We start from the raw sequence: 23,525 nt of genomic DNA on the forward strand, positions 1-23,525 counted from the left end.
CCCTGCACCATTTTGTTAGCATGTGACTTCTCAATCAACACGCTCGATTTGTCCGAGCCTCTTTTTTATACCTTTAACTATTTTTCTGCTGCAAAAGGAGGTTCATTTATGAGAATTGTATCTATTTGTCCTAGTAACACAGAGCTTGCTGCATACTTAGGGTTAGAAGATCAGTTGGTTGGAGTGGACGATTACTCTGATTGGCCACAGTCCATAACAACTCTCCCTCGCCTTGGCCCTGATTTATCCATCGATATGGATAAGCTTGAAGCTTTGCAGCCTGACCTTGTCCTCGCTTCCCTTAGCGTTCCGGGAATGGAGAAAAATATTAAAGAGCTTGTGCAACGAGACATTCCGCATGTTGTCTATAATCCACAGTCTCTTGATGATATCGCTTCCGACCTTATCGACCTTGGCAAACGCACTGGGCGTGAAGAATATGCAGACCATGTTGTCTCCCTCTATCAATCGATGATTTCCGATTACAAAAGCATTGCATTACAAGTAGAAAAACAAACGCTCTATTGGGAATGGTGGCCAAAACCTGTTTTTACTCCAGGAAGAACAAATTGGCTGACTGAAATCAGTTCATTAAGCGGGGGAGAAAATGCATTTATAGATAAAGAGGAAGCAAGCGTTCAGACAGATTGGGAAGACGTATACAATCGAAACCCAGACCATATCTGTCTTGCATGGGTAGGTGTTCAAACAAATAAGGTGAAGCCGGAACTGCTATTGAAACGGCCTGACTGGCCAGAGCTACCAGCAGTAGCTGAAAATCGGGTCCATGTTCTGCCTGAGCCCCTCTACTGCAGACCCTCTCCAAGGCTTTTGCTTGGACTTAAAAAGCTTGCGGCAATCCTTCACCCTGAACATTTTCCAGCGGATGACGATGTTGACCCTCTGCTTCAACAAGCATAAAAAACAGGAGCTGACCTCGGGTCAGCTCCTGTTTTTTCATAGGCGCAATATTGTTTTGAATCGACACTATTGTAATTGGCATAGACGCATAAAGCGGTTGAAACGACGCAATAACACCAGATAAACGCAATAAAGCTGGCAAACGGCACAATATCCGTAAACATCAGCGCAATAAGCTCTTTAACTAACGCCATAACTCTTATGAAAAAATACAATAACCATTTTAGGCTTCGTCAGTAATTACTTATTCATAAGACTTTTCATTTCTAAATACTTGTACAGCCTCATCTTCATTTAAAGCCATTAATTCCTCATGAGTTAACTTTCCGTCTCCTCGCTCAATTACATACACATCCAATTCGCGCTTGCCCCACTTATTAAATACCTCATCAACGGAGTCATAATATAGATCAATAATATGCCCCTTGATTGCTGATCCAGTATCAGCTACCACACCGTATCCATAACCTGGAATGTAGAGGATTGATCCGATTGGGAAAACGCTTGGATCTGCGGCAATCGTTGAATAGAGGTCCCTATGAACCTGCACCCCTGAATATGTAATACCATAACTAGGGTGTCCAGGATTTTTTCCCGTTGATTCATACCCTGCTGTATATCCTGTCGCCACGACTCTTACGCTAGGATAACGTGTCCAGTCAACAGCCTCTTCAAGTGTCACAGGTGCAGCCTCTAACTCAGTAGACATCGATTTTTCCTCAATCTGCATCGTTGGAATAGCTCGCTTAAAGAAAGCTGTCGCCTTTTCCATATGCTGAACTGCCGTTCGTTTAAGTTCATCATTTGTATGAGCAGCTTGTTCGCCTACCCACCGGCCAAGCTCCTGTGCCCCTACTCCTGAAAATGTTTGAAAGGTTGTAAAAAATGCTGCTAAAAATAACGTTGTCATGACCAGCCTGCGGCCAGCTTGTTTCCACGTATTCATAATCTCCTCCTCTCTTTGAGTCATCTTGTCCCAAAGAGAGGCATTCTATTCATCTAGCCGTAAATTGTAAGAGTAGTGTAGTAAATTCCCTGCTTAGTCTTTCGTTTTTAAGTCTTCCATTTTAAAATGCTGAAGCTTAGCGTTAAGCTTCTCACTTACATCTGTAAGGTATTCTGCTGTGTTTGTAATTTCTTCGGTTGAGCGGAGCTGTTCATTTGTTGAAGCAGAGATTTCCTCGCTTCCTGCAGCGGTCTCCTCGGTAACAGCACTAATCTCTTCTACAATTTCAAGAACCTTACTTGCTTTTTGTTTCGTTTCATTGGTTGTGTGAACGAGTGAATGTAATTGGGCTGACATAGCGCTAGCCCCTTTCTCAATATCTTGAAAGACGGCGGTTGTGGATTGTAAGACACTAGACTGCTCCGCTTGCAGATGTTCACCATTTTTCACTGCTTCATGCGCCGCACTCATCTGCTTGGTTAGGGCATTGGTCATCGTAAAAATCTTTTTTGTTGCTTCTCTGGACTGTTCTGCTAGCTTTCTAACCTCATCAGCTACTACCGCAAATCCCTTACCTGCTTCACCAGCTCTAGCTGCTTCAATGGCTGCATTTAAGGCGAGTAAATTTGTTTGATCTGATATGCCTGATACTAGCTCGGCCATTTCTTCAATGGAATGAATATGATCTGTTAACGAACCGACTGATGCGACCATCTGATTTGTCGCCTTTTTGTTTTCAGCTGAGATGCTCTCTTGTGCTTGTATCGCTTTTTCTCCATCTAGCACAGCAGCCGCTACTTGCTCCCCAAACTCACTAGCTGCTTCAATTGCTTCCACATTTTTATCAAATGCTGCGTCCATTTCCTCAACAAAAACGACCGTGTCTTGAAGATTTTCAGATACTTTAGCCGCTCCGCTGGCTAGCTCCTCCGTTGAGATCATAACCTGCTGACTCGTTTCTACTAACTGCGTGGTATCTTGATTGACTTTCCCGCTGTAGGACAGCACTTCATTGCTTGTGAGACGAATCGAGTGCAAAAGCTCCTTTAATTGTTCTACCATTTGAGAGAAAGATGTAGTTAAGCGTCCGATCTCATCATTGGTTTTTACCCGTTCAGGTTCGACCGTCAAATCACCTGATGCGACTTGTTCAGCTTGAATAGAGATCTTTTGCAGCGGAATCGTAATCGACCTTCTCGTCCAAAAGCTGATTACAAGAGATAAGGCAAACAATAATACCGCACTGATCATTGTCGTCCAAATTAATCTCTGCATAGCTGCTTCAGAATCGCCCATCAGCTGATTATATTGATTAGTCGTTTGCACATTTAATCGATGTAAATCATTTAACACCCCAAGGGCACGAACAGACTGCCTCATCACTTCAGTCGCATTACCTGTTTCTAATGCTTCTGCTGCTGCCTGTGATAACTCATCAAACTTTCCTCTAGCCGAGTTAAAGACTTGCTCACTTGGATCTCCTTTTAAAGCTGTCTCTAATGAGTCAAACCTTTCATTCATTGTCTGTAAATGAAGGGCTGCTGCTTGTCTATTCTGCTCTGTTTGGCTGTATGCATAGTAATTTAAACTCTGCTGGCCTGTCACGACTGATGCATCTAAGCGCTGCACATCAATTAATACATGGGCATAATCACGATTTGTTGATTGGAGATTGATCATGCCGAGAACAATGTAGGCAATCAACAAAACAGAAAGCCCTAAAATAGAAACGACAGGTACTAGAAGCTTATGTTTTAGTTTCATTGTGCTCCCTCCCTCATTTCTGAAATAACTACCTCACCATTAATGATTGCTTCGTTGATTTCTTCGATTTTACTTATGTAGGCTTCCTCATTTACGAGTCTAAACGGGGCTAAGCCAACACCTGCTTCCGCTAAACCGAAAACAACCTCCTCATCAAGATGTTGATCAGCATAAGCAACAACCGATTGATAGACTGCTTGATCTATGAATTTCATCATCGATGTCATGACTGAATCCTCAGCTATCACGTATTGATCACTATCTACTCCGATACTTAATACCCCTCTATCTTGGGCGGTTTGAAGGACACCGACCCCAGTTAAACCTGCAGCAGCATATAATACATCTGCGTCTTGATCGATCATGCGACTTGCAAGTGTGGTTCCAATCTCAGGTGCCCCGAAGTCATTTGCAAACTCAATCAACACCTCAATATCTTCTTGCACATAACGAGCACCTTGTTCGTACCCTGCAGCAAATTTATTAATAAGAGGTACATCGGCTCCACCGACAAAGCCAATCACTCCGCTGTCAGAAGCCATTGCTGCCGCTGCGCCTGCAAGAAAGCTTCCTTCATGTTCTTTAAAGGAAACGGATGCTATATTCTCTTTATCAGACATGTCATCAATTAAGAGAAATTGCTGGTCTGGGTGTTTATCAGCTGTCTCTTCCAGTGCATCCTTCACCATAAAACCAAGGCCAATAATAAGATCAAAGTCCTCATTTACTAGTTCTGTGAGACCTTGCTCATACGACCCAGCAGCCTCTAATTCCCGGTAATCAAACATGATGCCAAGCTCTTCCCGCGCTCTAATCAAACCGTTAAAGGCAGCATCACTAAATGACTGATCTCCCAGTCCGACGTCTGACAACATTATTCCAACTCTCATCTCTGTTTCGACCTCTTGTTGCACCGCTTCATTTTGGCAGCCAACAAGAAGAAGCCCTGCTATAGCAAAAGCTGTGATTACTATCTTTTTAAAAAACATATAAAGCCCCCACTCTTAAAAAATCTAGGTTAAATGACCTACTCCTCTTTATATAACGGTTAAAATCCTCTTAAATTGAAGTCATTTAAAATATAGTCAATTTTCAGATATAAATACATTAAAAAAAGCCCTCCTTTTTTCAAAGGAAGACTTCACTTTAGAACATTTGATAGCCACGTACACGAAGCATTTTTATCACAACACCTGCAATAATAGCTCCGGCAAATCCACTCACTAAAATTAAAATATCTACCAGCTTTAATGCGACAAATGTTTGACCAAGATCGGCAAATGAAGCAGCTGGTGATGTAAAGTAATCAAAGAAACCGACATTATCAATAATTAAAATAACGATAACCGGATAAGCAACAGCCATAATCCAGGTTGAACGTAAAACCATATTTAACAAGAAGCCGATCCCAAAAAATAAGATGAGGAACAGCACCATTGATATTAATAATTGTGGTAAGCTCACAACTTGCACCCCCGTATCATAGATAGTTTACTGAATACATGGCAGGTGCGTCAACTATCCATCCCTTATCTTTTGTGGCAATATCCGCACAACTATTCAAATAATCCCTTAAAGAAGTACACATACTTTTAAAGAGAGTCAACTACAAAGGATGTGTAAAAGTGGAACTAACCAAAGAACTGTTCATTCTTATCATTCGTATTATCACGATTATTCCGTTGTTATTATTTATCACCTTAAAGATGGGCAGGCGTTCGATTGCAGAGCTGCCCGTATTTGATTTCCTCATCATTATCACACTTGGTGCTGTAGTTGGTGCAGACCTTGCTGACCCTGATATTGACCATCTGCATACCGCTGCTGCTGTCGTTTTCATTGGAATTTTTCAAATCATTGTTGCTACTCTTAAAATATCTAATCGAACGTTTGGAAAGATGCTCACCTTTGAGCCAGCGGTAGTCATTTATAATGGCATCTTCTTAATCGAAAATCTAAAGCAGATCCGATATTCCATTGATAATGTGCTAATGATGCTGCGGGAAAATGATGTATTTGATGTAAGCGAGGTAGAGCTAGCAATTATTGAGGCAAACGGTACCTTAACCGTGCATAAAAAAGCCGATAAAAAGCCTTTGACTCGTGCAGATGCTAATGTGGCTGCATCTCACTCAGAGCTTGCTCTTCCTGTCATTATTGATGGCTATTTGTATAAAGATGTCATTACTCACTTAGAAGTGAGTGAGGAATGGGTGTATCAACAATTAGAAGAGCTCGGAGTCCCTAGAATAGAAGATGTATTCTTTGCTTCTCTTAATAAAGATCATACATTCCATGTGTCTTTGCGGCAAAATCAGCTATCTCTATTAAAAGAAGCACCTCCGCTTTATCATTAAAAAGAAGCAGACTGTTCAAAGGAACAGCCTGCTTCTTTACGTATTATTGCTTTTTATGACTCTTACCATGGCCTCCGCAATGCTCGCATGTTTCACTGCCGCCTAGTAATAACTGAAAATAACCTACACCGTTGCAATATGGACATGTTCCGTTCTCTGTATACTTTAATGAGCGCTTCATTCTCTACACCCCTTTTATCTTTATAGATTGTTTAATTATATTATCAGAATATTTATATAATTAAAACTTCAATTTAAGAACTTCCTCGCTCATGTAAGCGCAAACAAAAAATATTCTCTCTAGAATGCTTACGCTTAAGTAAAATTACTCTCTTTTTCAAAAAATAAAAAACAAGTGCGCACTTGGAGTGCACACTTGCGTTCAATAAATTTGGTTCTTACAATGGGTTTTTCCCTTTTTTCAATACAAGTCCAGGTCCGCCTAATAAGAATAGGTAGCGGTTATCAATCATCTTTTTCATGAAATTAGCTTGAGCACCAAATAATTTACGAGTACCAACAACTCCGATTGCTTCCTTGCCGCCTAGAGATGCTACTGTACCTTTAATGTCTGGCTTGAATGTCTTAAGTGAAGATCCGCCTTTCATTAACAGCTTAATGTTCTCTGCACATGTTTCAGCCATTTGCATAGCGATTTGAGCTGTTGGAGGGTAAGGACGGTTAATCTCTTCGTTAATTAGAAGAGCACAGTCACCAATGATAAATACATCATCATGACCAGGAGCACGAAGATCTGGCTCTACTTTAATACGTCCGCGCATTGCTTCGAATCCAGACTTCTCGATCACAGAGCTTCCACGTACGCCTGTTGCCCAAACAACGGTCTCAGCTTTGATTTCATCTCCACTAGCAAGCGTAACGCCAGTCTCTGTTACTTCTTTGATCGGGCAGTTGATTTTGAACTCTACTCCACGAGCTTCAAGAAGGTTCATTGCATACTCAACAAGCTCAGGGTCGAATCCTGGAAGCGCTGTTGGAGCTGCTTCAATCACGTACATTTTCACTTTTTCACGAGGAATGTCATAGTGTTTGCAAAGCTCTGGAACACGCTCTGAAAGCTCTCCAATGAACTCGATTCCTGTGAATCCAGCACCAGCAACGATGAATGTTAAAAGTTCATCACGCTTCTCTGTCATGTTGTTGTATCTAGCAAATTGATACTCAATATGCTCTTTTACTTCACGTGCGCCATTTACAGTCCATTTGCTGAATGCATGCTCGTGTACACCTGGCACGCCGAATGTTTCTGCTTCAGAACCGAGTCCAACTACAAGATAGTCATAGTCAAGTTCCCCATTTTCAAGGATCACTTTTTTAGCGTCTGTTTTGATTTCAACAACAGAGTCTTTTACAAACTTGATCTTGTTAAGATCTAGAACACTTTTGATCTCCATACGAGTACGTTCAGGAGAAAGTGTACCAGCAGCTGGCTCATGCAGCCATGTTGTTTGGTAATGATAATCGTGCTTGTTCACCAATGTAATATTGGCTTCGTTGTGTCCTAGCTGCTTTGACAAACGAGTCGCTGTAATCATTCCGCCGTAACCAGCACCCAAAAGGACGATACTTGGCTTTTTCAAACTAATCACTTCCATTTTCTTATTTTTTACTTGCCTTTATTATACAATAAACGATGACATTGTGATTAATTTCACGAACTAAATTATAACGAACGAATAATAAGTAAGATGAATGTCGCAAAATATTCACAAATACAATTCCTATCATATTGGTTTTTTCGCTAATTTTCAACTGCATTTTTACTTTTCTTTGTTTTTCCATATTACGAAGAAAGCGTTTTTACATTTAAACATAAGATGTTCTAATCTAAGCAATTTATTCAAGCGGATTGTGCGATTGAATAATGTACGATTTAATTAAGAATGATGGGACCCGTCTTCTTTCTTTTTATAAGTGGATATGCATATAATGGGATTGTAGAGACAAACTTTTTCGGGGGTGGCAAGAAACGATGACAAACGAAGATCAAATGTATGACATTACAATTATTGGTGGTGGACCTACAGGGCTGTTTGCTGCTTTTTATGCTGGAATGAGACAAGCAAAAGTGAAAATCATTGAAAGCATGCCTCAATTAGGCGGTCAATTATCTGCCTTATATCCGGAAAAGTACATATATGATGTGGCCGGATTTCCAAAGGTGAAGGCGCAAGATCTTGTTGATGGACTTACAAAGCAGGCTGAGCAATTTAATCCCACTGTTGCACTTGAACAGTCTGTGACCCAGGTCGAGAAGCAAGAAGATGAGACATTTAGGATCACAACGGATAAAGAAACACATTTTTCAAAAGCCATTATTATTACTGCAGGCGTAGGTGCCTTCCAGCCTCGTCGCCTTGAAGTGGACGGCGCAAAAGAATACGAAGGAAAGAATCTTCATTATTTCATTAACGATTTATCAAGCTTCACTGGTAAAAAGGTGCTCGTATGCGGCGGCGGTGATTCAGCTCTTGACTGGTCGCTTATGCTTGAGCCGCTTGCAAAAGAAGTCACATTAATTCACCGACGGGATAAGTTCCGTGCTCATGAACATAGTGTTGAGCTTCTGCATCAATCAAACGTAAATGTGATGACACCTTTTGAAATTAAAGAACTCCATGGAGATGGAAAAGCTATTAACCAAGTCACGCTTCAAGAAATTAAAGGTGACCGCAAAGAAACATTAGATGTAGACGCAGTAATCGTAAACTTTGGGTTTGTTTCTTCTTTAGGACCAATTAAGCAGTGGGGCCTTGAGATTGAAAAGAATTCCATCGTCGTCAACTCTAAAATGGAAACGAATATTAAAGGAATTTATTCGGCTGGGGATGTTTGTACGTATGACGGCAAAGTTAAACTTATCGCCACAGGATTTGGAGAGGCACCGACAGCTGTTAATAATGCCAAAGCCTATATTGATCCTGATGCTAAATTACATCCAGGACATAGCACGAGCTTATTTTAATAAGAAAATGCCTTAGCGATATCCGCTAAGGCATTTTACATGTTTAACAATCTTCTGGCGTTCCGGCATTAGCTGCTGTACGGAATGATGAACCACACCCACAGTTTGCGATCGCATTAGGGTTATCAATAGTAAATCCGCCGCCCATCATGTTTTGTTTATAATCAATCACAACACCTTTAATAATAGGTGCACTTTCATTGTCGATTAATACAGGCAGCCCGCTGATCTCAAGTTTTGTGTCATCTTCAGTTTTTTCTGTATCAAAACCCATTCCATATGACAAGCCGCTGCAGCCTCCACCTTTAACACCGACACGAAGCATAAGACCGTCTTGACCTTCTGCTTTCATCATTTCTTTAATCTGGCTTACTGCCGCTTCCGTTAATGTAATCATTTTATCACTCCTATTAACGATTGCTCTCAGTATACCTTTTGTTCTCTTGAACCTCAAGAGACATGCGCTCATCATCTGCTCAAAATTCGAACGTTTCTCTTAAAGGTTGATTTTTTTCTTGATTATTGTTATGCATCATCGCAAGATTATGGGCACGATCTAATTCCTGGCTATAATCTAGTACGAGTGGGTGAGACATACCATGTTTAGCTGCTGCATGTATCATTTTTTCACGTAAAGATTCAATTTTTTCAAGACAGGCATCATATGTTAATGCTGTAGTCATTGTCATTCACCCCTCTAAATAGATGTATATATAAGACAGAAAATTTTAGTATAGTATAGTAGTAGTTCACAGTCGTCCGTACATCTAAATTTGTATATTACTTACATTTTAATTAATTACCGTAAGTAAATCAACTATGAAACAACTAAATATAGATGATTTTCATTGTTTTTTACAATTTCTACACTAGATATTCAATATCCTTCCTCTTTTCCAAAAACGTTCACTTTGTTTTCATTATCTTTATCTGATAGTATAATAGTGATTATCGTACAAACATTTTGCCACATACTTTTTATAAGGTTTTCTACCTTTTACTTAGAGTTACGAAAAATATGCACCGAACGTCTCTTTAGACGGAATGGAGGATAAGGACATGACAACAATCCTTACAGATACAAAACTACAAGGAATTGCAGAGAAAGTTCAGCACGGTGAGCGATTATCTATTGAAGACGGCCTATATTTATATGATACGCCTGACCTTCTAGGGATCGCCCAACTTGCTAATCAAGTAAACTACAAGAAAAACGGAGACAACGTTTATTTTATTCAGAACATGTACATCAACCCTACGAATGTATGTGAAGCGAATTGCGGTTTCTGTGGGTTTAAGCGCAAGCCTGGTGAAGAGGGAGCTTATACGATGGACAGCGAAGCCCTTCAAAAATATGTAGAAGAGCGCTGGAATGATAACATCCGTGAATTCCATATTGTTGGAGGGCACAACCATGAAGTGCCGTTTGATTATTATCTTGATACAATCCGTACATTAAAAAAACATTATCCTAATGTGACTGTAAAAGCGTATACAGGTGCTGAGATTGAGTTCTTCTCACGTATTTCAGGATTATCGATGAAAGAAGTACTTGAAGAATTAATTAAAGCAGGTCTTGATACCCTTCCTGGCGGCGGAGCGGAGATTTTAACTGAGCGTTACCGCTTAAAAATGAGCCCTGATAAAGCTTCAACTGACCAATGGCTCGAAGCTCATGAAACAGCTCACAATCTTGGACTTAAAACACACGCTACGATGCTTTATGGTTCGATTGAATCGAAAGAAGAGCGTCTTATCCATATGGATCGTCTGCGTCAGCTTCAAGACCGTACAAATGGATATATGGTATTTATCCCGCTTGCGATGCAGCCTCGCAGCGTAAATGCTGGTCTAAAGCGCCGTACTTCTGCTTACGATGATATGAGAACTCTTGCGATCAGCAGACTTATGTTAGATAACTTTGATCATATTAAAGCATACTGGATTAACATCGGTGTGCAGCTGACTCAAATGGCATTGACATTCGGCTCAAGTGATATTCACGGTACACTTATTGAGGAGCGTATCTCTCACTCTGTAGGAGCCCTCACTTCTCAAGGGATTACGCGTGATGAATTAATCCACTTAATTAAGAGTGCAAATAAAGTTCCAGTTGAACGTGACACCTTCTATAACGTCATCAAAACTTACTAAACATAAAGAAAGCCGTTCCATAAAAGGAACGGCTTTTTGTTAATTAAAAATTTGGTTGATTGATTGTTTTAAAACGTCAGCAGACTTATTAAATTGCTTCTGTTCAGTCTCTGTTAAATTTAATTCTACCAGTTCTCTAATTCCGTTAGAGTTGATAATGGCCGGCACACCGATACACACATCTTTTTGGCCGTATTCACCATCAAGCAAAGCCGAGACTGGAAGCACTGCATTCTCGTTTTTTATGATGGCTTTTGTAATTCTAGCGAGCCCCATCGCAATACCGTAATACGTAGAGCCCTTTTTTTGAATAATGTCGTAGGCGGCATCCCGTACGCCGACAAATAACTGTTCAAGCTCTTCGCTGTTTGGTTTATTTGGATCTTGATAATCTTTGAGCGGCTTCCCACCTATTGTTACATGGCTGTAAACAGGAAGAGAAGAATCGCCATGCTCTCCTAATATGTAGGCATGTACATTCCTAGCATCGACTTCAAATTTATCTGCCAATGCATAACGAAATCTCGCTGTATCTAGAACTGTTCCAGAGCCGATTATTCGGTGAGCTGGGAGACCCGAATACTTCCATGTGGCATAAGTAAGCACATCGACCGGGTTTGTCGCAATCAAAAAGATTCCTTTGAACCCTGATTTCATTACAGACTCTGTGATCACTTTAAAAATCTTTGCATTCTTTTCAAGCAGGTCTAATCTTGTTTCTCCAGGACCTTGGTTAGCTCCAGCACAATTTACGACAAGATCAGCATCCTTGCAATCCTCGTAGGTTCCAGCCCATATATTCATTGGAGAAGAAAACGGCATGCCGTGAAGAAGATCAATCGCATCTCCTTCCGCTTTTCCGTGATTTAGATCGATGATTACTAAATCTCTGACAAATCCTTGATTTAGTAAAGCAAAGGCGTAACTTGCTCCAACAGAACCTGCCCCTATTAAAACTACCTTCATGCTTTTCAACTCATTAATCATGTCATACCTCCTCGTAAATATCCCTTAACTCCCCCTTAGTCTATGTTAAAAAATGTCTAAAATCTACCACTTCATATAAATAGTTACGTCTAACTTGTGAAACATTTCACAAACATAAATGTAAAAAAGGAGCCTTCTTGGATATGGGGTGTCAAATCGTAACCGAATTGACACCTAACTTAGATGACCAAGAAGGACTCGATAAATATTTTAAATAAAACCAGAAACTAAATCAAGTCATAACAGACAACTTATTTACGTTCAAATACACCTTCACAAATAACTTCAGCTGCACCGGTCATTAACACATCTCCTGACTCGGTCCATTCAATCTCAAGGTCTCCCCCGAGCAGATGCACCGTTACAGATTCCCCTTTATTAGAATGTCCATTCAGGATTGATGCAACGACTGCAGCACATGCTCCCGTCCCGCAAGCCTGCGTAATTCCTGAGCCTCTCTCCCACACACGAAAATGGAGCTCTAACTCGCTAACAACCTCTACAAATTCTACATTTACCCATTCCGGAAAACGTTCATCTTTTTCAATAATCGGCCCTAATGTATCAACTGGTGCTTGGTTAATATCTTCTACAAAAAACACTCCATGCGGATTCCCCATTGACACAGCTGTAAGCTCAAGCTTCGTTTCAGCGACTTCGAACGGCTCTGCTACTATTTTATCCGTTGATGGACCTAGCATCGGAAGACTCTCTCTAGTTAGACGAGGCTTGCCCATATTGACCGTCACCGTATGAACGCGCTCTCCTTCTGTATGGACTGTTGCCGTAACAAGCCCGCCTAATGTTTCAATTTGGAATGTTTGATCTTTAACATATCCATGTTCATAAGCAAATTTTGCCACACAGCGAAGGCCGTTACCACAATTTTTTGCTTCTGACCCGTCATTATTAAATACTCTCATTTTCACAGGCGCAACGTTTGAAGGGCATACCAGGATCATCCCGTCAGAACCAATTCCTTTATTTTTGTCAGCAACTTCTACAGCTAATCGAGCCAATTGCTCTTCTTCTAATGTTTCTTTAAATAAATCTACGTAAATATAGCTGTTTCCAAGGCCATGCATTTTCGTGAATTTCATCTAGATCCCTCGCTCATTTATTTACTGGTTATTTTCTTAATGGCTCATCTGCCCAAAAATAATCGTCGTCTGCTTCTAATATCGTAATTTTACTACGGCAGCACGGCATAATTAAGATCGTTTTGACACCTTCTATAGCTTGCTTATAATCACGAGGCTTCATATGGGTCAAGACTTGCTCTTCCTCACAGAACGGACAAGAGCTCACATAAATGTCCTCAAATTGCCGCTCATATGGCAATGTATGTTGAAAAGGTATCACATCCATATTCCACACCTACTCTCTTCTCTTCAATTGGTCGTGTTCTTTTGTTCGCTGTTCGTTATATAGATTCAGCTCCAGACGTACAAAAGAAGCTTCTAGATTGTCTAGAAGCTGACTATTAAAACATAGGATTTTCCTCTAAATACGTGTAGATATTTTCTACAAGCTCTTCATTTGTTTCACCAGAAATATATTCTCCATTTACAAGCGCAAAAGGTGTGACAGCACAACTGCCGCAATTTCCTAGACATCCGTATTCAATAATATCTAGATTAGGGTCACGCTCTAGCTCTTCCATCGCCTTTTGAGTGCCGCTTGCAAGATTACTTAAACAAAATTCGATAATAGGACGCATCACTTTCACCTCAAATTTCTTGTCTATAATCCTACTCGGATGCGAACTATAAGTCAATGATATACGTTTATATTCTATTTATAATATGAAGGAAGATTTTAACGCCTAATTTTAATGTATTTAATATTGTCTTCGTCTAAAAAAATTCACAAATTTGTTGTTATTTATTGTATAACTCGTTATAATCAAAACTGACCAGGGTCATTTTTAAGGAGCGACGACATGAGTGAGAGAGCAAAGAAAACACAAACGAAAAAAAGAATTGAACAAGCAGCCAGAGAACTATTTCTTGAAAAAGGTTTCTCTCATACGACTGTCTTAGAGATCACAAAGGCAGCTAATGTCGCAAAAGGTACGTTCTTTAATTATTTTCCTACTAAAGAATCCATTATGCAATCGCTTGCAACCGAACGGATACAAGCTGCGCTTCCATACATTGAACAGCCTAATCTGAGGACTCTTCCTCTCGGGGTGCGTATTCGCTCTTATCTTCAATTTATTTTAAGTGATTATGACATTCACCCTGCATTAACCATTCAAATTTGGAAGCATGTGATCGAGGATGAACAGCTGCTTCTCCCACATTGGGAAACCCTGTTATCTCAAGCAGAAGAATCAGGTTATATTCGTTCTTCTATTCCTATTAAAACGTGGTCCCACATTATAAACAGCCATGTTTCGTATGGTTTACAAACGTTTGCGAAAGAACCTACAAAAGCTCAGTTACTTTCTAAAATTATGGACCTGATCCATGCCAGTTTAGAATCTATTACAGAGCAAAGGAGATACTCACTTATGAAAAAACTTGTTGTTTTAGGTGCAGGCTATGGCGGTATGCGTATTTTACAGCGCCTCTTACCGAATGATCTGCCAAATGACGTTGAGATTACACTGATTGATCGACTGCCTTATCACTGTCTGAAAACGGAATACTATGCTCTTGCAGCAGGAACAGCAGCAGATCATCATCTGCGCGTTCAATTTCCAGAAGATTCTCGTCTGAACATTAAATACGAAACGATTACCGAAATCCATTTAAACGATAAAACTGTTGAATTAAGCAACGGAGAGTTTGTTCCTTATGACCAGTTAATTATCGGTCTTGGCTGTGAAGATAAATACCACGGTGTGCCAGGCGCTAAGGAGCACACATACGGTATTCAAACGATGGAAGCAACAAGACGCACGTATGAAGCCCTCAACAATATCCGCCCGCAAGGTGTCGTATCAATTGTCGGCGCTGGCTTAAGCGGTGTAGAGCTCGCTAGTGAACTTCGTGAAAGCCGTCCTGATCTAACAATTAAATTATTTGACCGTGGCGAGATCATTCTATCTATGTTCCCTCGCCGCTTAAGTACGTATGTCCAAAATTGGTTTATTGACCACGGCGTAGAAGTGATTAATAAATCGAATATCACAAAAGTAGAAGAAGGTGCTCTTTACAACCATGATGGACGAATCGACAGCGATGCTGTGATTTGGACTGCCGGTATTCAGCCCGTAGACGTGGTTCGCAATTTAGATGTCGAAAAAGATAAGCAAGGACGAGTCGTTTTAACTCCTCAGCACTTCCTTCCAACAGACGAAAATGTCTTTGTTGTAGGGGACTGTGCGAGCCTTCCGCATGCACCAAGCGCACAGCTTGCGGAAGGACAAGCAGAACAGATTGTAACGATCTTAAAGAAGCAATGGAACAACGAACCGCTTCCTGAGGAACTCCCGCGCATCAAGTTAAAAGGAGTACTCGGATCATTAGGTAAAAAGCATGGCTTCGGACTAATGGGCGAACGCACCCTGCTAGGCCGAGTGCCACGCGTCCTAAAAAGCGGCGTCCTCTGGATGTACAAACACCACTCAGGGTCATAAGAAAAGTGGAGGCGAGTGGGCTGGCTTGCAGAAATATGAGGGGCAGGGATATGAAGTCGCTCTTTGACTTCATTCGATGCACCGTTATTTCCCGCAAGGCAACGAGCCGGAACTAGACATTAAGAAAGGTGGAAGGGTTCGTTTAGGTATGAGGAGGATGGAGCTTTGGCAATGAGAAGCGCTTTTTGCTTCGTTTGACAAAGTGAAGCCACCGATTACCTGAACCCTGCAGCTAGACAAGAAAAACGGAAGGGCATGTTCTGGCATTCGAAAACTTAGGGGAAGCAAAAAGAGGCGCTTTTTGACTTCGTTTGGTTCACAAAAGTTTCTCGAAGGACAATGCCCTGAAGCTAGACACGAAAAAGCTGTCCCATTTATGCGGACAGCTTTTTCCTGTTTACCAATTAACGCATATACGCTTTGAAATAAATCAATTTCTTTAAACTTAGACGCATAAAAAAGGTTGAAAAGACGCAAATAGCTTTGATTGGCGCAATTAAGCAGACTAGCGACGCAATAACATTGCGGACCTGCACAATTAGCTTTTCAACCGACGCATAAACGCCTTACAAGGACGCAATTAAACACCAAGACACGGACCACCCTTATCGACTCGCTTCAATCTTCTCATAGATAGTCTTCAAACGCGGATTTCCTTCCCCTACTACTTCATCGTTAAATACAATAAGCGGATAAAAATATTCATCCTCTAAAATAGCATTAACGTAAGACTGATGCTCTTCACCGTAGGTTCCGTGGATATCTACATAGTCCACTTTCACATTCTCCTGTTCATACTTTCTTGACAGAGCCGCTTCTAGCCACTCTTTGGTCTCATATGCAGTGGGTAAATTAATGCAGCTGGCACATTTCTCTTCTGCTCCGTACACGACAAGTCTAATTTCGCTCATAACAGCACCCCTCTTCGTTTACCTATCCTAACCATATCTGTACTTTTAGCATATAGGAAACGATAGCGAAAGATCAATCTCTTACTTTAAGGAATGGCCTCCATCGGCAATCAAGTTATGGCCGATCACATAGGAAGCATCTTCTGAGGCAAGAAAATAAATAATGGAGGCGATCTCATCTGGAACTGCCCCATACCCTCTTGGGTGCTTTTCGCTAACCTTTTTAAATGAGCATTTTCCTCCATACAGCCAATGAGCGAGCGGGGTATCTACAAGTCCAGGTGATATGGTATTAATTCTTATTCCCTGCTTAGCGTAGCGAGCGGCTAATGATTTTGTTAACGAAATGAGGGCCGCTTTTGATGAATTATAAGCAGCTAGTGCAGGGGGATATGTAGTAGATCCCATAGCAGAAGCTACATTAATAATCGCTGCTCCTTTTTTTCGATCCATCTGTTTCAACCCATGTTTCATCATCAAAAAAGCAGCTTTCACGTTTGTGTTAAACAACTCGTCCCATTCATCTTCCTGGATTTTCTCAATCATCCCTGCAGCTGGCTGAACCACTCCTGCATTGTTAACGAGCACATCAATCGATCGAAATGTCATAGAAAGCTCTGCGTACAATCTCTCCACTTCATTTTCACTCTTAATATCGGCTTGAAAAAAATCGACATGTCCCTTGTACTCACATCGATCAATTTCACTAATAAAGAACGAGCCTTTTTCATAAGATTTACTGACAGCAATCACATGATCTCCTTCTTTAGCAAAGCGATGAACGGCTGCTTTTCCGATTCCAGAGGTAGCTCCTGTTATTAACACCGCTCTCATCATCATCCCCTCCACAAAATATGTACTTTAATTATACATAACTTATACAAAATATGCATGTTTTTCTTAGAGATGGTTGTGGTTCGTTTTACAAAAAATATTCAGCCCATATTTAAATGATCATGGCAGATTCATGGATTTTTTTCGTGCTGGCTATTATAATATAGATAGAAAGGGGTTGTTAATAATGGCAACAAGTACTGAAATGGTTGAGCAAGTACAGGAAGTATTAGATAAGCTTCGTCCTTTCTTGCTTCGTGATGGCGGGGACGTTGAACTTGTAGAAGTTGAAGATGGTATCGTTAAAGTTCGTCTTCTTGGTGCATGCGGTTCTTGCCCAAGTTCAACAATTACGCTAAAAGCAGGAATTGAACGCGCTCTTCTTGAAGAAGTTCCTGGCGTAAAAGAAATCGAGCAAGTATTTTAATGTAAGCTATTCGTATTGAGTAAGATCGATACTGCTTCATAATAAAAAGCCCGCAGCTGCGGGCTTTTTTCATTTACATAAAATAATCATCGTAAGAGGCTTCTGCTTCTTCATAGGAAGAAAAAATAGCATCGTCTTCTTCAATGGGATGGTAATAATCAAATAAGACAAGAGACATCTGGCCTGGATTCATTGGATCTAGGGCAATCGTTGCCTCTTGAATAGAGGAGACAGTCGGCGTGTGAGGATTCCTATAGATCACATATACCGACTGCCCTTCATGTAATTGATTCATATCAAGCATAGCGGACACTCCTTTTCATGGCTGATGATTATGGTTTGCCCGACTATGCTTGAACTATTCATATGAAAATGTTTAGGCTGGAACTTAGATTAAGCTTCTCGTAAATAGCTCGGAACCTTGACACAGACCCCGTGCTTAGCAGGGGCTAAAACATCAATTTCAAAGTCTGGGAAACGTTTCGAGAGTACTTCTTTCACTGCTTCCCCGCGATTTAGAGGGGCTAAGCAGAAAATTGTTGGACCAGCACCGCTTAATGCTGCACCATATGCATCCGTATCCTCGCGCACGACATCAATCACATCTTGCAGGTGCGGGACCAGCTCTCCTCGGTATGGATGATGAAAGATGTCTGCACTCATCATCTCTCCAGCTAAGCTGAAATTGCCCTGAAGAAGCGCAGCGACTAACACATTAGCTACCCCGCTCCCTCTGACAGCTTTTTTGTACGGAAGGGATTCAGGCAGCACCCCACGAGCTTTTTTCGTTAACAGCTCGTGCTTTGGAATGACAACGACTAGATCAACTTCAGGCACTCCTCCATACAGAACATGCGTCGCTTCCTCTGTGTGAGTGCCGATAATAAGTCCTCCATATACAGAGGCTGCTACATTATCAGGGTGACCCTCCCAAAGACTCGACAGGCGCACTTTCTCTTCAGGAGATAGAACATTATTCATTTGTTGATTAGCAAGCTCTATTCCAGCTACAATCGCAGCAGCACTGCTTCCTAGACCTCTTGTTAACGGAATATCGCTTGTCATCTCGACTTCACAAGGGGTGAGCATATAGCCGTATGTATCAGCTACTTGTTTTGCCACTTTGTAAATAAGGTTCTCTTCATCAGTTGGAACGCCTTTGAGATCCGGTGATTCAGAATAAAACGACCAAGCATCTGCGGGTTTTGCGACTAACGTTAAATATCGATCAACCGCAAGTCCTACAGAATCAAATCCAGGGCCTAGGTTTGCCGTGCTGCCAGGAACCGTAATCATAAAAGGTTCAACGCTCACAGCTTAACCCCTCCTTTAATATGAGATAAGAATGCATCCTTTTCATTAGGAAGAACCGTTGGTTTAACAGCTACTGTATCCATTGCTGTGCTTGGATCTTTTAAGCCGTTTCCTGTTAACACACATACAATCTTTGAGCCTTTCTTTAATTCACCTGAAGCAAGCTGCTTTTTCACACCTGCTAATGAAGCGCAAGATGCCGGTTCAGCAAATACCCCTTCACGCTTAGCTAAAAGTTGATACGCCTCTAAAATTTCTTCATCTGTTACATAATCAATGGCTCCATTTGAATCATTAGCTGCAGTTACCGCTTGAGACCAGCTGGCAGGATTTCCGATACGAATGGCTGTAGCAACGGTTTCAGGCTCTTCAATAACTTCATCACGAACAATCGCGGCTGCTCCCTCTGCCTCAAACCCACGCATTTCAGGAAGGCCCGTACCTTTCTTTTCGTGGTATTCGTTAAACCCTTTCCAGTACGCTGTAATATTTCCGGCATTTCCTACAGGGATTGCAAGTACATCCGGCGCTTGCCCAAGTGCATCACATACTTCAAATGCAGCCGTTTTCTGCCCTTCAATTCGATAAGGGTTTACCGAGTTTACCAGCGTAATCGGCTCCGTTTCACTGATTGCACGAACAATTTCAAGCGCATGATCAAAGTTTCCTTTAATCTCGATGACTTCAGCCCCGTACATGACAGCTTGTGCTAATTTACCAAGAGCAATTTTGCCTTCAGGGATAACGACAATACATCTCATGCCAAGACGCGCACCGTAAGCCGCAGCCGCTGCTGACGTATTTCCTGTTGAAGCACAAATAATTGTGTCACTGCCTTCTTCCTTTGCTTTCGCAACAGCCATGACCATTCCGCGATCTTTAAAAGAACCAGTCGGGTTTGCCCCTTCTACCTTAACGTATAGCTCCACTCCCCATTCCTTTGACAGATTTTCAAGAGGGATCAAAGGAGTATTTCCTTCTTTTAACGTTAACATTGGCGTTTTGTCATTTACTGGTAAAAATTCTTTATATTCATGAAGTAACCCATTCCATTTGCTCATTATTTATTGTCCTCCCTCAACACGGTAGCTGCTCTCTACGTTTTCTACAACCTCAAGCGCTTGTAAACGTTCATATAATTCCCGATAATTCTCTTTGCTTGTATGATGCGTAATAACAATAACTTCAGCTTCTTCTCCCCCATCTAGCGGAAGCTGCAGAAGCTTCTCAAAGCTGACTTCATATTCTGCAAATAACGAAGTAATAGCAGAGAATGTACCTGCTTTATCTGTCACTCTCATTCGTAAGAAATACTTAGAATCAATTTCCTTATCTTCTTTAAGTACCTTCTCATGAAGCGGCGCATGAACGGTATGACCATTCACTCCTAAGCGCATGTTCTTCATCACTGTCACTAAATCTGAAACCACTGCTGTTGCTGTCGGCAGCGAGCCAGCACCTGGGCCATAGAACATTGTCTCTCCAACTGCTTCTCCGTAAACATAAACAGCATTGTATTCATTATTTACAGCAGCTAGCGGATGGTCATTTGGCAGAAGTGTGGGTCCTACACTTACTTCAATTCGGTCATCATCACGCTTAGCGATACCGATTAATTTCATTGTATAACCAAGCTGTTCACAGTAATGAAGGTCGCGATCCGTTACTTGTGAAATCCCTTTGACTGAGACATCTTCAAGACTAACATCCATCGAGAACCCTAAAGTAGAAAGAATTGCCATCTTTCTTGCAGCATCTAATCCTTCCACATCAGAAGTCGGATCACTTTCTGCAAAACCTAATTCCTGTGCTTGAGCTAACACATCTAAGTATTGGCTTCCTTCTTGCGACATCTTTGTTAAGATATAGTTTGTTGTCCCATTCACAATCCCCATCATCTTTGTAATCCGATCAGCCGCTAAGCCGTCAGCTAAGCTTCTCAAAATAGGAATTCCTCCAGCTACACTTGCCTCATAAAACAGGTCACAGCCGTTTTCTGAAGCGAGATGCAAAAGCTCTGCTCCGTACAGTGCCATTAAATCTTTATTTGCAGTTACGACATGCTTTTTATTTTTTAGGGCATTGGCAAGATGTTCTTTCGTATCTTCAACACCGCCCATCACTTCAATCACCACATCAATCTCTGGGTCGCAGCATACTTCCGCAGGGTCTGTTGTCAGCCAGTTTTCCTCAACTTCAACTCCACGTTTCTTATCTATATCACGAACAAGCACCTTGGCCACATTTACAGCGCATCCTACTTGATGCTTTAATTCCTGCTGATGCTGTTTAATAATCGAAATAACCCCTGTTCCTACCGTTCCAAGTCCTAATAACCCTACATTGATGCCTTGTTTCATTTCTGCTCCACTCCAATCCAAACTATACGATCTGTTTCTCTGTTTTGTTCCTCTAAAAAGAACATTTGTATTTGTATAAAGGACATTATAAGATGAATTTCCATTTAAAACAAGGGGTATTTTGTAAATGTTCAAACAATTTCAATATATCATACCACATTATCCATTTATCGCCCTCAATTAAATACACGCACTAAAAAAACCGCCTATAAAAAGGCGGCTTCCTTTGCATTTGACTATAACCATTCTACATTTGGAGTTCTTGAGGAGGTTTTAGGAATCCGTATCATCTCTGAAAATTGCTTTAAAAATTGTTCGTTTTCTCCTTCTTGTTCAATTAAGGAGAAAAACACCTGACCATGCTCTTGTTTATCCTCATTTATTTGGGCCCGGTAGTAGTTCTCAATCGACTCAAAATAATGTACAGGGAAAAGCAGCCGAGCATAGGTTAATCTCCAAGCATACGTGCTTAAAGGTTCATATTGCTCATAGCCTTCAATAAATGAATGCACATCTTCCCAATTATTATTACGGCTTAGCGCCTGATCGTAGCGCTTTTGTCTAATCCACTCTGCGATATCTCGGCAAGGATGATCATATACAAATTCTGTCGGTCGTTTTATGATGCCGCCTCGTGTAGATGTCACAAGCCATGTTTGATCTGTAAATCGTCTATGACATACCGTCCCTTGCTCCTTGTCATGAGTAGGATCATCAAGCCTTGCATCGACCGCATATTGAATCGCATTTTCTGTAAGACCCATATAATATGGGTAAGAGTACAAAAATGCCTCATCAACATAGGATCTTGGCTGCTCATAACTAATCTGTTGATACCAGCCCTCAAGCTGCTCAAGTCTCTTCTCCCATAACTTATGCCACTGTCCAAAATAGTCATGCGATTTCCTCGTTTGAGGCATTTGCTTTCCGTAATAATGAATCGTAGCTAAGTGACCGCCAATGTCATAACTAGATTCTAAGTGGAGGCCTCCATTTCGCTCAGGTTCAGGCATTTCAAATAAATAAACTTCCTGCCCGTCAATCAGTCCGACATTTCCGTTTGATTTCGTTTTTTGCAAAGTGAGCATAGAAGCATCGCCAATCGAACGGTAATATTCAGCATAATCAAGCATTTCTTGTTCTTTTGAAGCACAATCTTCTTTTGGAAAGAATACATACGACTTCCCGCCGGCTTCAAATCCTTCAAAGTCTCCTAAAGCAAAACGCGAGTCACAATAAAGCCCGTACTGATCATATACATTGCGCTCAAACACACTTTTCCCCTCCTTGCCATACATACCTTTTATCTAGTCTATGACCCATCTGCATAAAATGTGTTCAACTCCCGTAGACTAGTAATAATCATTTTGTCTCCACACCAAGTGTTGATAAGGTGAACCGAACGCTGGAGGGGATTTTATGTCTGAGAAAAAACCACAACCTATTGATGAAGTTGAAAAAAGAGCTCGTGAAGCACTTGAAGAGCGCGGCGTAACGATTAACGACATTGCCGATCTTGTCTATTTTCTTCAGGAAAAATACCATCCCAATTTAGAGATGGATGACTGCATTCATAACGTCAATCGAGTGATCCGCAAACGCGAAATTCAAAATGCGATATTAACAGGAATTCAATTAGATGTATTAACAGAGCAAAATAAGCTCGAAGAACCGCTTCAAGGGATTATTGCAAGAGATGAAGGGTTATATGGGGTCGATGAAATTATTGCATTGTCTATCGTAAATGTGTACGGCTCAATCGGATTTACAAATTATGGCTATATCGATAAACAAAAGCCTGGGATTTTAAAGAAATTAAATGACAAGTCAAGTGGGGAGTGTCACACGTTTCTAGATGATATTGTAGGTGCGATTGCAGCAGCTGCTTCAAGCCGCCTCGCTCACCGTGCTGCAAATGTAGAGTAAGGTGCTAAGGGATGGATTAAAATATGCTTCCTAGTTTACTACACCAGATCAA

The 23,525-nt window shown here is 41.1% G+C and carries 27 protein-coding genes and 1 pseudogene; 8 read left to right on the forward strand and 20 right to left on the reverse strand.

What is annotated here, in order from left to right:
- Positions 1-108: 108 nt before the first annotated feature.
- Positions 109-921 carry a cobalamin-binding protein gene (locus A33I_RS14080; RefSeq protein ID WP_022628993.1) on the forward strand — a complete coding sequence of 271 codons (813 nt, stop codon included), beginning with the start codon at positions 109-111 and terminating at the stop codon, positions 919-921.
- Here A33I_RS14080 and A33I_RS20625 read toward each other — a convergent pair.
- The 5 genes from A33I_RS20625 to A33I_RS14100 form a co-directional block, all read right to left on the reverse strand.
- Entirely contained in the window at positions 909-1,115 is a 207-nt protein-coding gene (locus A33I_RS20625; protein ID WP_152976479.1) for a hypothetical protein, read from the reverse strand. The genes A33I_RS14080 and A33I_RS20625 overlap by 13 nt on opposite strands.
- A 50-nt stretch (positions 1,116-1,165) precedes the next feature.
- Positions 1,166-1,867, reverse strand: a complete 702-nt coding sequence (locus tag A33I_RS14085; protein WP_022628994.1) for a 3D domain-containing protein — start codon at positions 1,865-1,867, stop codon at positions 1,166-1,168.
- Between the two features lie 93 nt (positions 1,868-1,960).
- A complete protein-coding gene (locus A33I_RS14090; RefSeq protein WP_022628995.1) occupies positions 1,961-3,631 on the reverse strand; it encodes a methyl-accepting chemotaxis protein in 1,671 nt (556 codons plus the stop codon).
- A complete protein-coding gene (locus tag A33I_RS14095; protein ID WP_022628996.1) occupies positions 3,628-4,620 on the reverse strand; it encodes a BMP family lipoprotein in 993 nt (330 codons plus the stop codon). The genes A33I_RS14090 and A33I_RS14095 overlap by 4 nt, the downstream gene beginning before the upstream one ends.
- Before the next feature lie 157 nt (positions 4,621-4,777).
- Positions 4,778-5,095, reverse strand: coding sequence for a YuiB family protein (locus tag A33I_RS14100; RefSeq protein WP_012960296.1), 318 nt, complete (start codon positions 5,093-5,095; stop codon positions 4,778-4,780).
- 161 nt (positions 5,096-5,256) lie between these two features.
- On the opposite strand from A33I_RS14100, the gene A33I_RS14105 reads away from it, so the two are divergent.
- Positions 5,257-5,988, forward strand: coding sequence for a DUF421 domain-containing protein (locus A33I_RS14105; RefSeq protein ID WP_022628997.1), 732 nt, complete (start codon positions 5,257-5,259; stop codon positions 5,986-5,988).
- A 43-nt stretch (positions 5,989-6,031) separates the two neighbouring features.
- Here the strand turns inward: A33I_RS14105 and A33I_RS20900 are convergent, their stop codons facing one another.
- Entirely contained in the window at positions 6,032-6,169 is a 138-nt protein-coding gene (locus tag A33I_RS20900; protein WP_012960298.1) for a YuiA family protein, read from the reverse strand.
- Between the two features lie 217 nt (positions 6,170-6,386).
- Positions 6,387-7,604: an NAD(P)/FAD-dependent oxidoreductase gene (locus A33I_RS14115; protein WP_075683825.1), complete on the reverse strand. Its 1,218-nt coding sequence runs from the start codon at positions 7,602-7,604 to the stop codon at positions 6,387-6,389.
- Positions 7,605-7,981: 377 nt separating this feature from the next.
- Between A33I_RS14115 and A33I_RS14120 the strand changes: the two genes are divergently transcribed.
- Positions 7,982-8,974 carry an NAD(P)/FAD-dependent oxidoreductase gene (locus A33I_RS14120; RefSeq protein ID WP_022628999.1) on the forward strand — a complete coding sequence of 331 codons (993 nt, stop codon included), beginning with the start codon at positions 7,982-7,984 and terminating at the stop codon, positions 8,972-8,974.
- A 43-nt stretch (positions 8,975-9,017) separates the two neighbouring features.
- Here A33I_RS14120 and A33I_RS14125 read toward each other — a convergent pair whose 3' ends face one another.
- Both A33I_RS14125 and A33I_RS14130 read right to left on the reverse strand, forming a co-directional pair.
- Complete coding sequence (locus tag A33I_RS14125; RefSeq protein WP_022629000.1) at positions 9,018-9,371, reverse strand: HesB/IscA family protein; 354 nt, start codon at positions 9,369-9,371, stop codon at positions 9,018-9,020.
- 79 nt (positions 9,372-9,450) lie between these two features.
- Positions 9,451-9,657, reverse strand: a complete 207-nt coding sequence (locus A33I_RS14130; RefSeq protein WP_022629001.1) for an aspartyl-phosphate phosphatase Spo0E family protein — start codon at positions 9,655-9,657, stop codon at positions 9,451-9,453.
- Between the two features lie 376 nt (positions 9,658-10,033).
- Between A33I_RS14130 and mqnE the strand changes: the two genes are divergently transcribed.
- Entirely contained in the window at positions 10,034-11,128 is a 1,095-nt protein-coding gene (gene mqnE, locus A33I_RS14135; RefSeq protein WP_022629002.1) for an aminofutalosine synthase MqnE, read from the forward strand.
- A gap of 39 nt (positions 11,129-11,167) precedes the next feature.
- On the opposite strand, the gene A33I_RS14140 is transcribed toward mqnE, so the two are convergent.
- The 4 genes from A33I_RS14140 to A33I_RS14155 all read right to left on the reverse strand — a co-directional run bounded on the left by A33I_RS14140 (position 11,168) and on the right by A33I_RS14155 (position 13,835).
- Positions 11,168-12,115 (reverse strand): L-lactate dehydrogenase, encoded by a 948-nt coding sequence (locus tag A33I_RS14140; RefSeq protein ID WP_022629003.1) that lies wholly within the window; start codon positions 12,113-12,115, stop codon positions 11,168-11,170.
- 251 nt (positions 12,116-12,366) lie between these two features.
- Positions 12,367-13,215 (reverse strand): diaminopimelate epimerase, encoded by an 849-nt coding sequence (gene dapF / locus A33I_RS14145; protein ID WP_022629004.1) that lies wholly within the window; start codon positions 13,213-13,215, stop codon positions 12,367-12,369.
- A 28-nt stretch (positions 13,216-13,243) separates the two neighbouring features.
- Positions 13,244-13,483 carry a hypothetical protein gene (locus A33I_RS14150; RefSeq protein ID WP_022629005.1) on the reverse strand — a complete coding sequence of 80 codons (240 nt, stop codon included), beginning with the start codon at positions 13,481-13,483 and terminating at the stop codon, positions 13,244-13,246.
- A 115-nt stretch (positions 13,484-13,598) separates the two neighbouring features.
- Complete coding sequence (locus A33I_RS14155; protein ID WP_012960307.1) at positions 13,599-13,835, reverse strand: YuzB family protein; 237 nt, start codon at positions 13,833-13,835, stop codon at positions 13,599-13,601.
- A 222-nt stretch (positions 13,836-14,057) separates the two neighbouring features.
- On the opposite strand from A33I_RS14155, the pseudogene A33I_RS21475 reads away from it, so the two are divergent.
- Together A33I_RS21475 and A33I_RS14160 are read left to right on the forward strand one after the other, a co-directional pair.
- Positions 14,058-14,219 (forward strand): annotated as a pseudogene (locus A33I_RS21475) (TetR/AcrR family transcriptional regulator); the annotation flags it as partial.
- Positions 14,220-14,630: 411 nt separating this feature from the next.
- Entirely contained in the window at positions 14,631-15,701 is a 1,071-nt protein-coding gene (locus A33I_RS14160) for an FAD-dependent oxidoreductase (protein ID WP_031311672.1), read from the forward strand.
- Positions 15,702-16,306: 605 nt separating this feature from the next.
- Here the strand turns inward: A33I_RS14160 and A33I_RS14165 are convergent.
- Complete coding sequence (locus tag A33I_RS14165; RefSeq protein WP_022629007.1) at positions 16,307-16,612, reverse strand: YuzD family protein; 306 nt, start codon at positions 16,610-16,612, stop codon at positions 16,307-16,309.
- Positions 16,613-16,693: 81 nt separating this feature from the next.
- Positions 16,694-17,446, reverse strand: coding sequence for an SDR family NAD(P)-dependent oxidoreductase (locus A33I_RS14170; protein WP_022629008.1), 753 nt, complete (start codon positions 17,444-17,446; stop codon positions 16,694-16,696).
- A 133-nt stretch (positions 17,447-17,579) separates the two neighbouring features.
- Here A33I_RS14170 and A33I_RS14175 point away from each other — a divergent pair, with 133 nt between their 5' ends.
- Complete coding sequence (locus tag A33I_RS14175) at positions 17,580-17,873, forward strand: NifU family protein (RefSeq protein WP_411809986.1); 294 nt, start codon at positions 17,580-17,582, stop codon at positions 17,871-17,873.
- 73 nt (positions 17,874-17,946) lie between these two features.
- Here the strand turns inward: A33I_RS14175 and A33I_RS14180 are convergent, their stop codons facing one another.
- From A33I_RS14180 to yutH, 5 genes are all read right to left on the reverse strand, one after another.
- Positions 17,947-18,177, reverse strand: coding sequence for a transcriptional regulator SplA domain-containing protein (locus A33I_RS14180; RefSeq protein WP_022629009.1), 231 nt, complete (start codon positions 18,175-18,177; stop codon positions 17,947-17,949).
- A gap of 89 nt (positions 18,178-18,266) precedes the next feature.
- On the reverse strand, positions 18,267-19,187 hold the full coding sequence (gene thrB / locus A33I_RS14185; protein ID WP_022629010.1) for a homoserine kinase: 921 nt from the start codon (positions 19,185-19,187) through the stop codon (positions 18,267-18,269).
- Entirely contained in the window at positions 19,184-20,248 is a 1,065-nt protein-coding gene (gene thrC, locus A33I_RS14190) for a threonine synthase (protein ID WP_012960314.1), read from the reverse strand. The genes thrB and thrC overlap by 4 nt, the downstream gene beginning before the upstream one ends.
- Positions 20,249-20,251: 3 nt before the next feature.
- On the reverse strand, positions 20,252-21,547 hold the full coding sequence (locus A33I_RS14195; protein ID WP_022629011.1) for a homoserine dehydrogenase: 1,296 nt from the start codon (positions 21,545-21,547) through the stop codon (positions 20,252-20,254).
- A gap of 236 nt (positions 21,548-21,783) precedes the next feature.
- Complete coding sequence (gene yutH, locus A33I_RS14200) at positions 21,784-22,821, reverse strand: spore coat putative kinase YutH (RefSeq protein ID WP_022629012.1); 1,038 nt, start codon at positions 22,819-22,821, stop codon at positions 21,784-21,786.
- A gap of 145 nt (positions 22,822-22,966) precedes the next feature.
- Between yutH and A33I_RS14205 the strand changes: the two genes are divergently transcribed.
- On the forward strand, positions 22,967-23,473 hold the full coding sequence (locus tag A33I_RS14205; RefSeq protein WP_022629013.1) for a phosphatidylglycerophosphatase A family protein: 507 nt from the start codon (positions 22,967-22,969) through the stop codon (positions 23,471-23,473).
- Positions 23,474-23,525: the final 52 nt, after the last annotated feature.

The organism is Alkalihalophilus marmarensis DSM 21297 (assembly GCF_000474275.2).
Classification (GTDB): domain Bacteria; phylum Bacillota; class Bacilli; order Bacillales; family Bacillaceae_D; genus Alkalihalophilus; species Alkalihalophilus marmarensis.

Excerpts from the sequence above, each read along its gene's own strand:
- A33I_RS14080 (WP_022628993.1), top strand. The coding sequence starts at position 109 with ATGAGAATTGTATCTATTTGTCCTAGTAACACAGAGCTTGCTGCATAC.
- A33I_RS20625 (WP_152976479.1), bottom strand. The coding sequence starts at position 1,115 with ATGGCGTTAGTTAAAGAGCTTATTGCGCTGATGTTTACGGATATTGTG.
- A33I_RS14085 (WP_022628994.1), bottom strand. The coding sequence starts at position 1,867 with ATGAATACGTGGAAACAAGCTGGCCGCAGGCTGGTCATGACAACGTTA.
- A33I_RS14090 (WP_022628995.1), bottom strand. The coding sequence starts at position 3,631 with ATGAAACTAAAACATAAGCTTCTAGTACCTGTCGTTTCTATTTTAGGG.
- A33I_RS14095 (WP_022628996.1), bottom strand. The coding sequence starts at position 4,620 with ATGTTTTTTAAAAAGATAGTAATCACAGCTTTTGCTATAGCAGGGCTT.
- A33I_RS20900 (WP_012960298.1), bottom strand. The coding sequence starts at position 6,169 with ATGAAGCGCTCATTAAAGTATACAGAGAACGGAACATGTCCATATTGC.
- A33I_RS14115 (WP_075683825.1), bottom strand. The coding sequence starts at position 7,604 with ATGGAAGTGATTAGTTTGAAAAAGCCAAGTATCGTCCTTTTGGGTGCT.
- A33I_RS14120 (WP_022628999.1), top strand. The coding sequence starts at position 7,982 with ATGACAAACGAAGATCAAATGTATGACATTACAATTATTGGTGGTGGA.
- A33I_RS14125 (WP_022629000.1), bottom strand. The coding sequence starts at position 9,371 with ATGATTACATTAACGGAAGCGGCAGTAAGCCAGATTAAAGAAATGATG.
- A33I_RS14130 (WP_022629001.1), bottom strand. The coding sequence starts at position 9,657 with ATGACTACAGCATTAACATATGATGCCTGTCTTGAAAAAATTGAATCT.
- mqnE (WP_022629002.1), top strand. The coding sequence starts at position 10,034 with ATGACAACAATCCTTACAGATACAAAACTACAAGGAATTGCAGAGAAA.
- A33I_RS14140 (WP_022629003.1), bottom strand. The coding sequence starts at position 12,115 with ATGATTAATGAGTTGAAAAGCATGAAGGTAGTTTTAATAGGGGCAGGT.
- dapF (WP_022629004.1), bottom strand. The coding sequence starts at position 13,215 with ATGAAATTCACGAAAATGCATGGCCTTGGAAACAGCTATATTTACGTA.
- A33I_RS14150 (WP_022629005.1), bottom strand. The coding sequence starts at position 13,483 with ATGGATGTGATACCTTTTCAACATACATTGCCATATGAGCGGCAATTT.
- A33I_RS14155 (WP_012960307.1), bottom strand. The coding sequence starts at position 13,835 with ATGCGTCCTATTATCGAATTTTGTTTAAGTAATCTTGCAAGCGGCACT.
- A33I_RS14160 (WP_031311672.1), top strand. The coding sequence starts at position 14,631 with ATGAAAAAACTTGTTGTTTTAGGTGCAGGCTATGGCGGTATGCGTATT.
- A33I_RS14165 (WP_022629007.1), bottom strand. The coding sequence starts at position 16,612 with ATGAGCGAAATTAGACTTGTCGTGTACGGAGCAGAAGAGAAATGTGCC.
- A33I_RS14170 (WP_022629008.1), bottom strand. The coding sequence starts at position 17,446 with ATGAGAGCGGTGTTAATAACAGGAGCTACCTCTGGAATCGGAAAAGCA.
- A33I_RS14175 (WP_411809986.1), top strand. The coding sequence starts at position 17,580 with ATGGATTTTTTTCGTGCTGGCTATTATAATATAGATAGAAAGGGGTTG.
- A33I_RS14180 (WP_022629009.1), bottom strand. The coding sequence starts at position 18,177 with ATGCTTGATATGAATCAATTACATGAAGGGCAGTCGGTATATGTGATC.
- thrC (WP_012960314.1), bottom strand. The coding sequence starts at position 20,248 with ATGAGCAAATGGAATGGGTTACTTCATGAATATAAAGAATTTTTACCA.
- A33I_RS14195 (WP_022629011.1), bottom strand. The coding sequence starts at position 21,547 with ATGAAACAAGGCATCAATGTAGGGTTATTAGGACTTGGAACGGTAGGA.
- A33I_RS14205 (WP_022629013.1), top strand. The coding sequence starts at position 22,967 with ATGTCTGAGAAAAAACCACAACCTATTGATGAAGTTGAAAAAAGAGCT.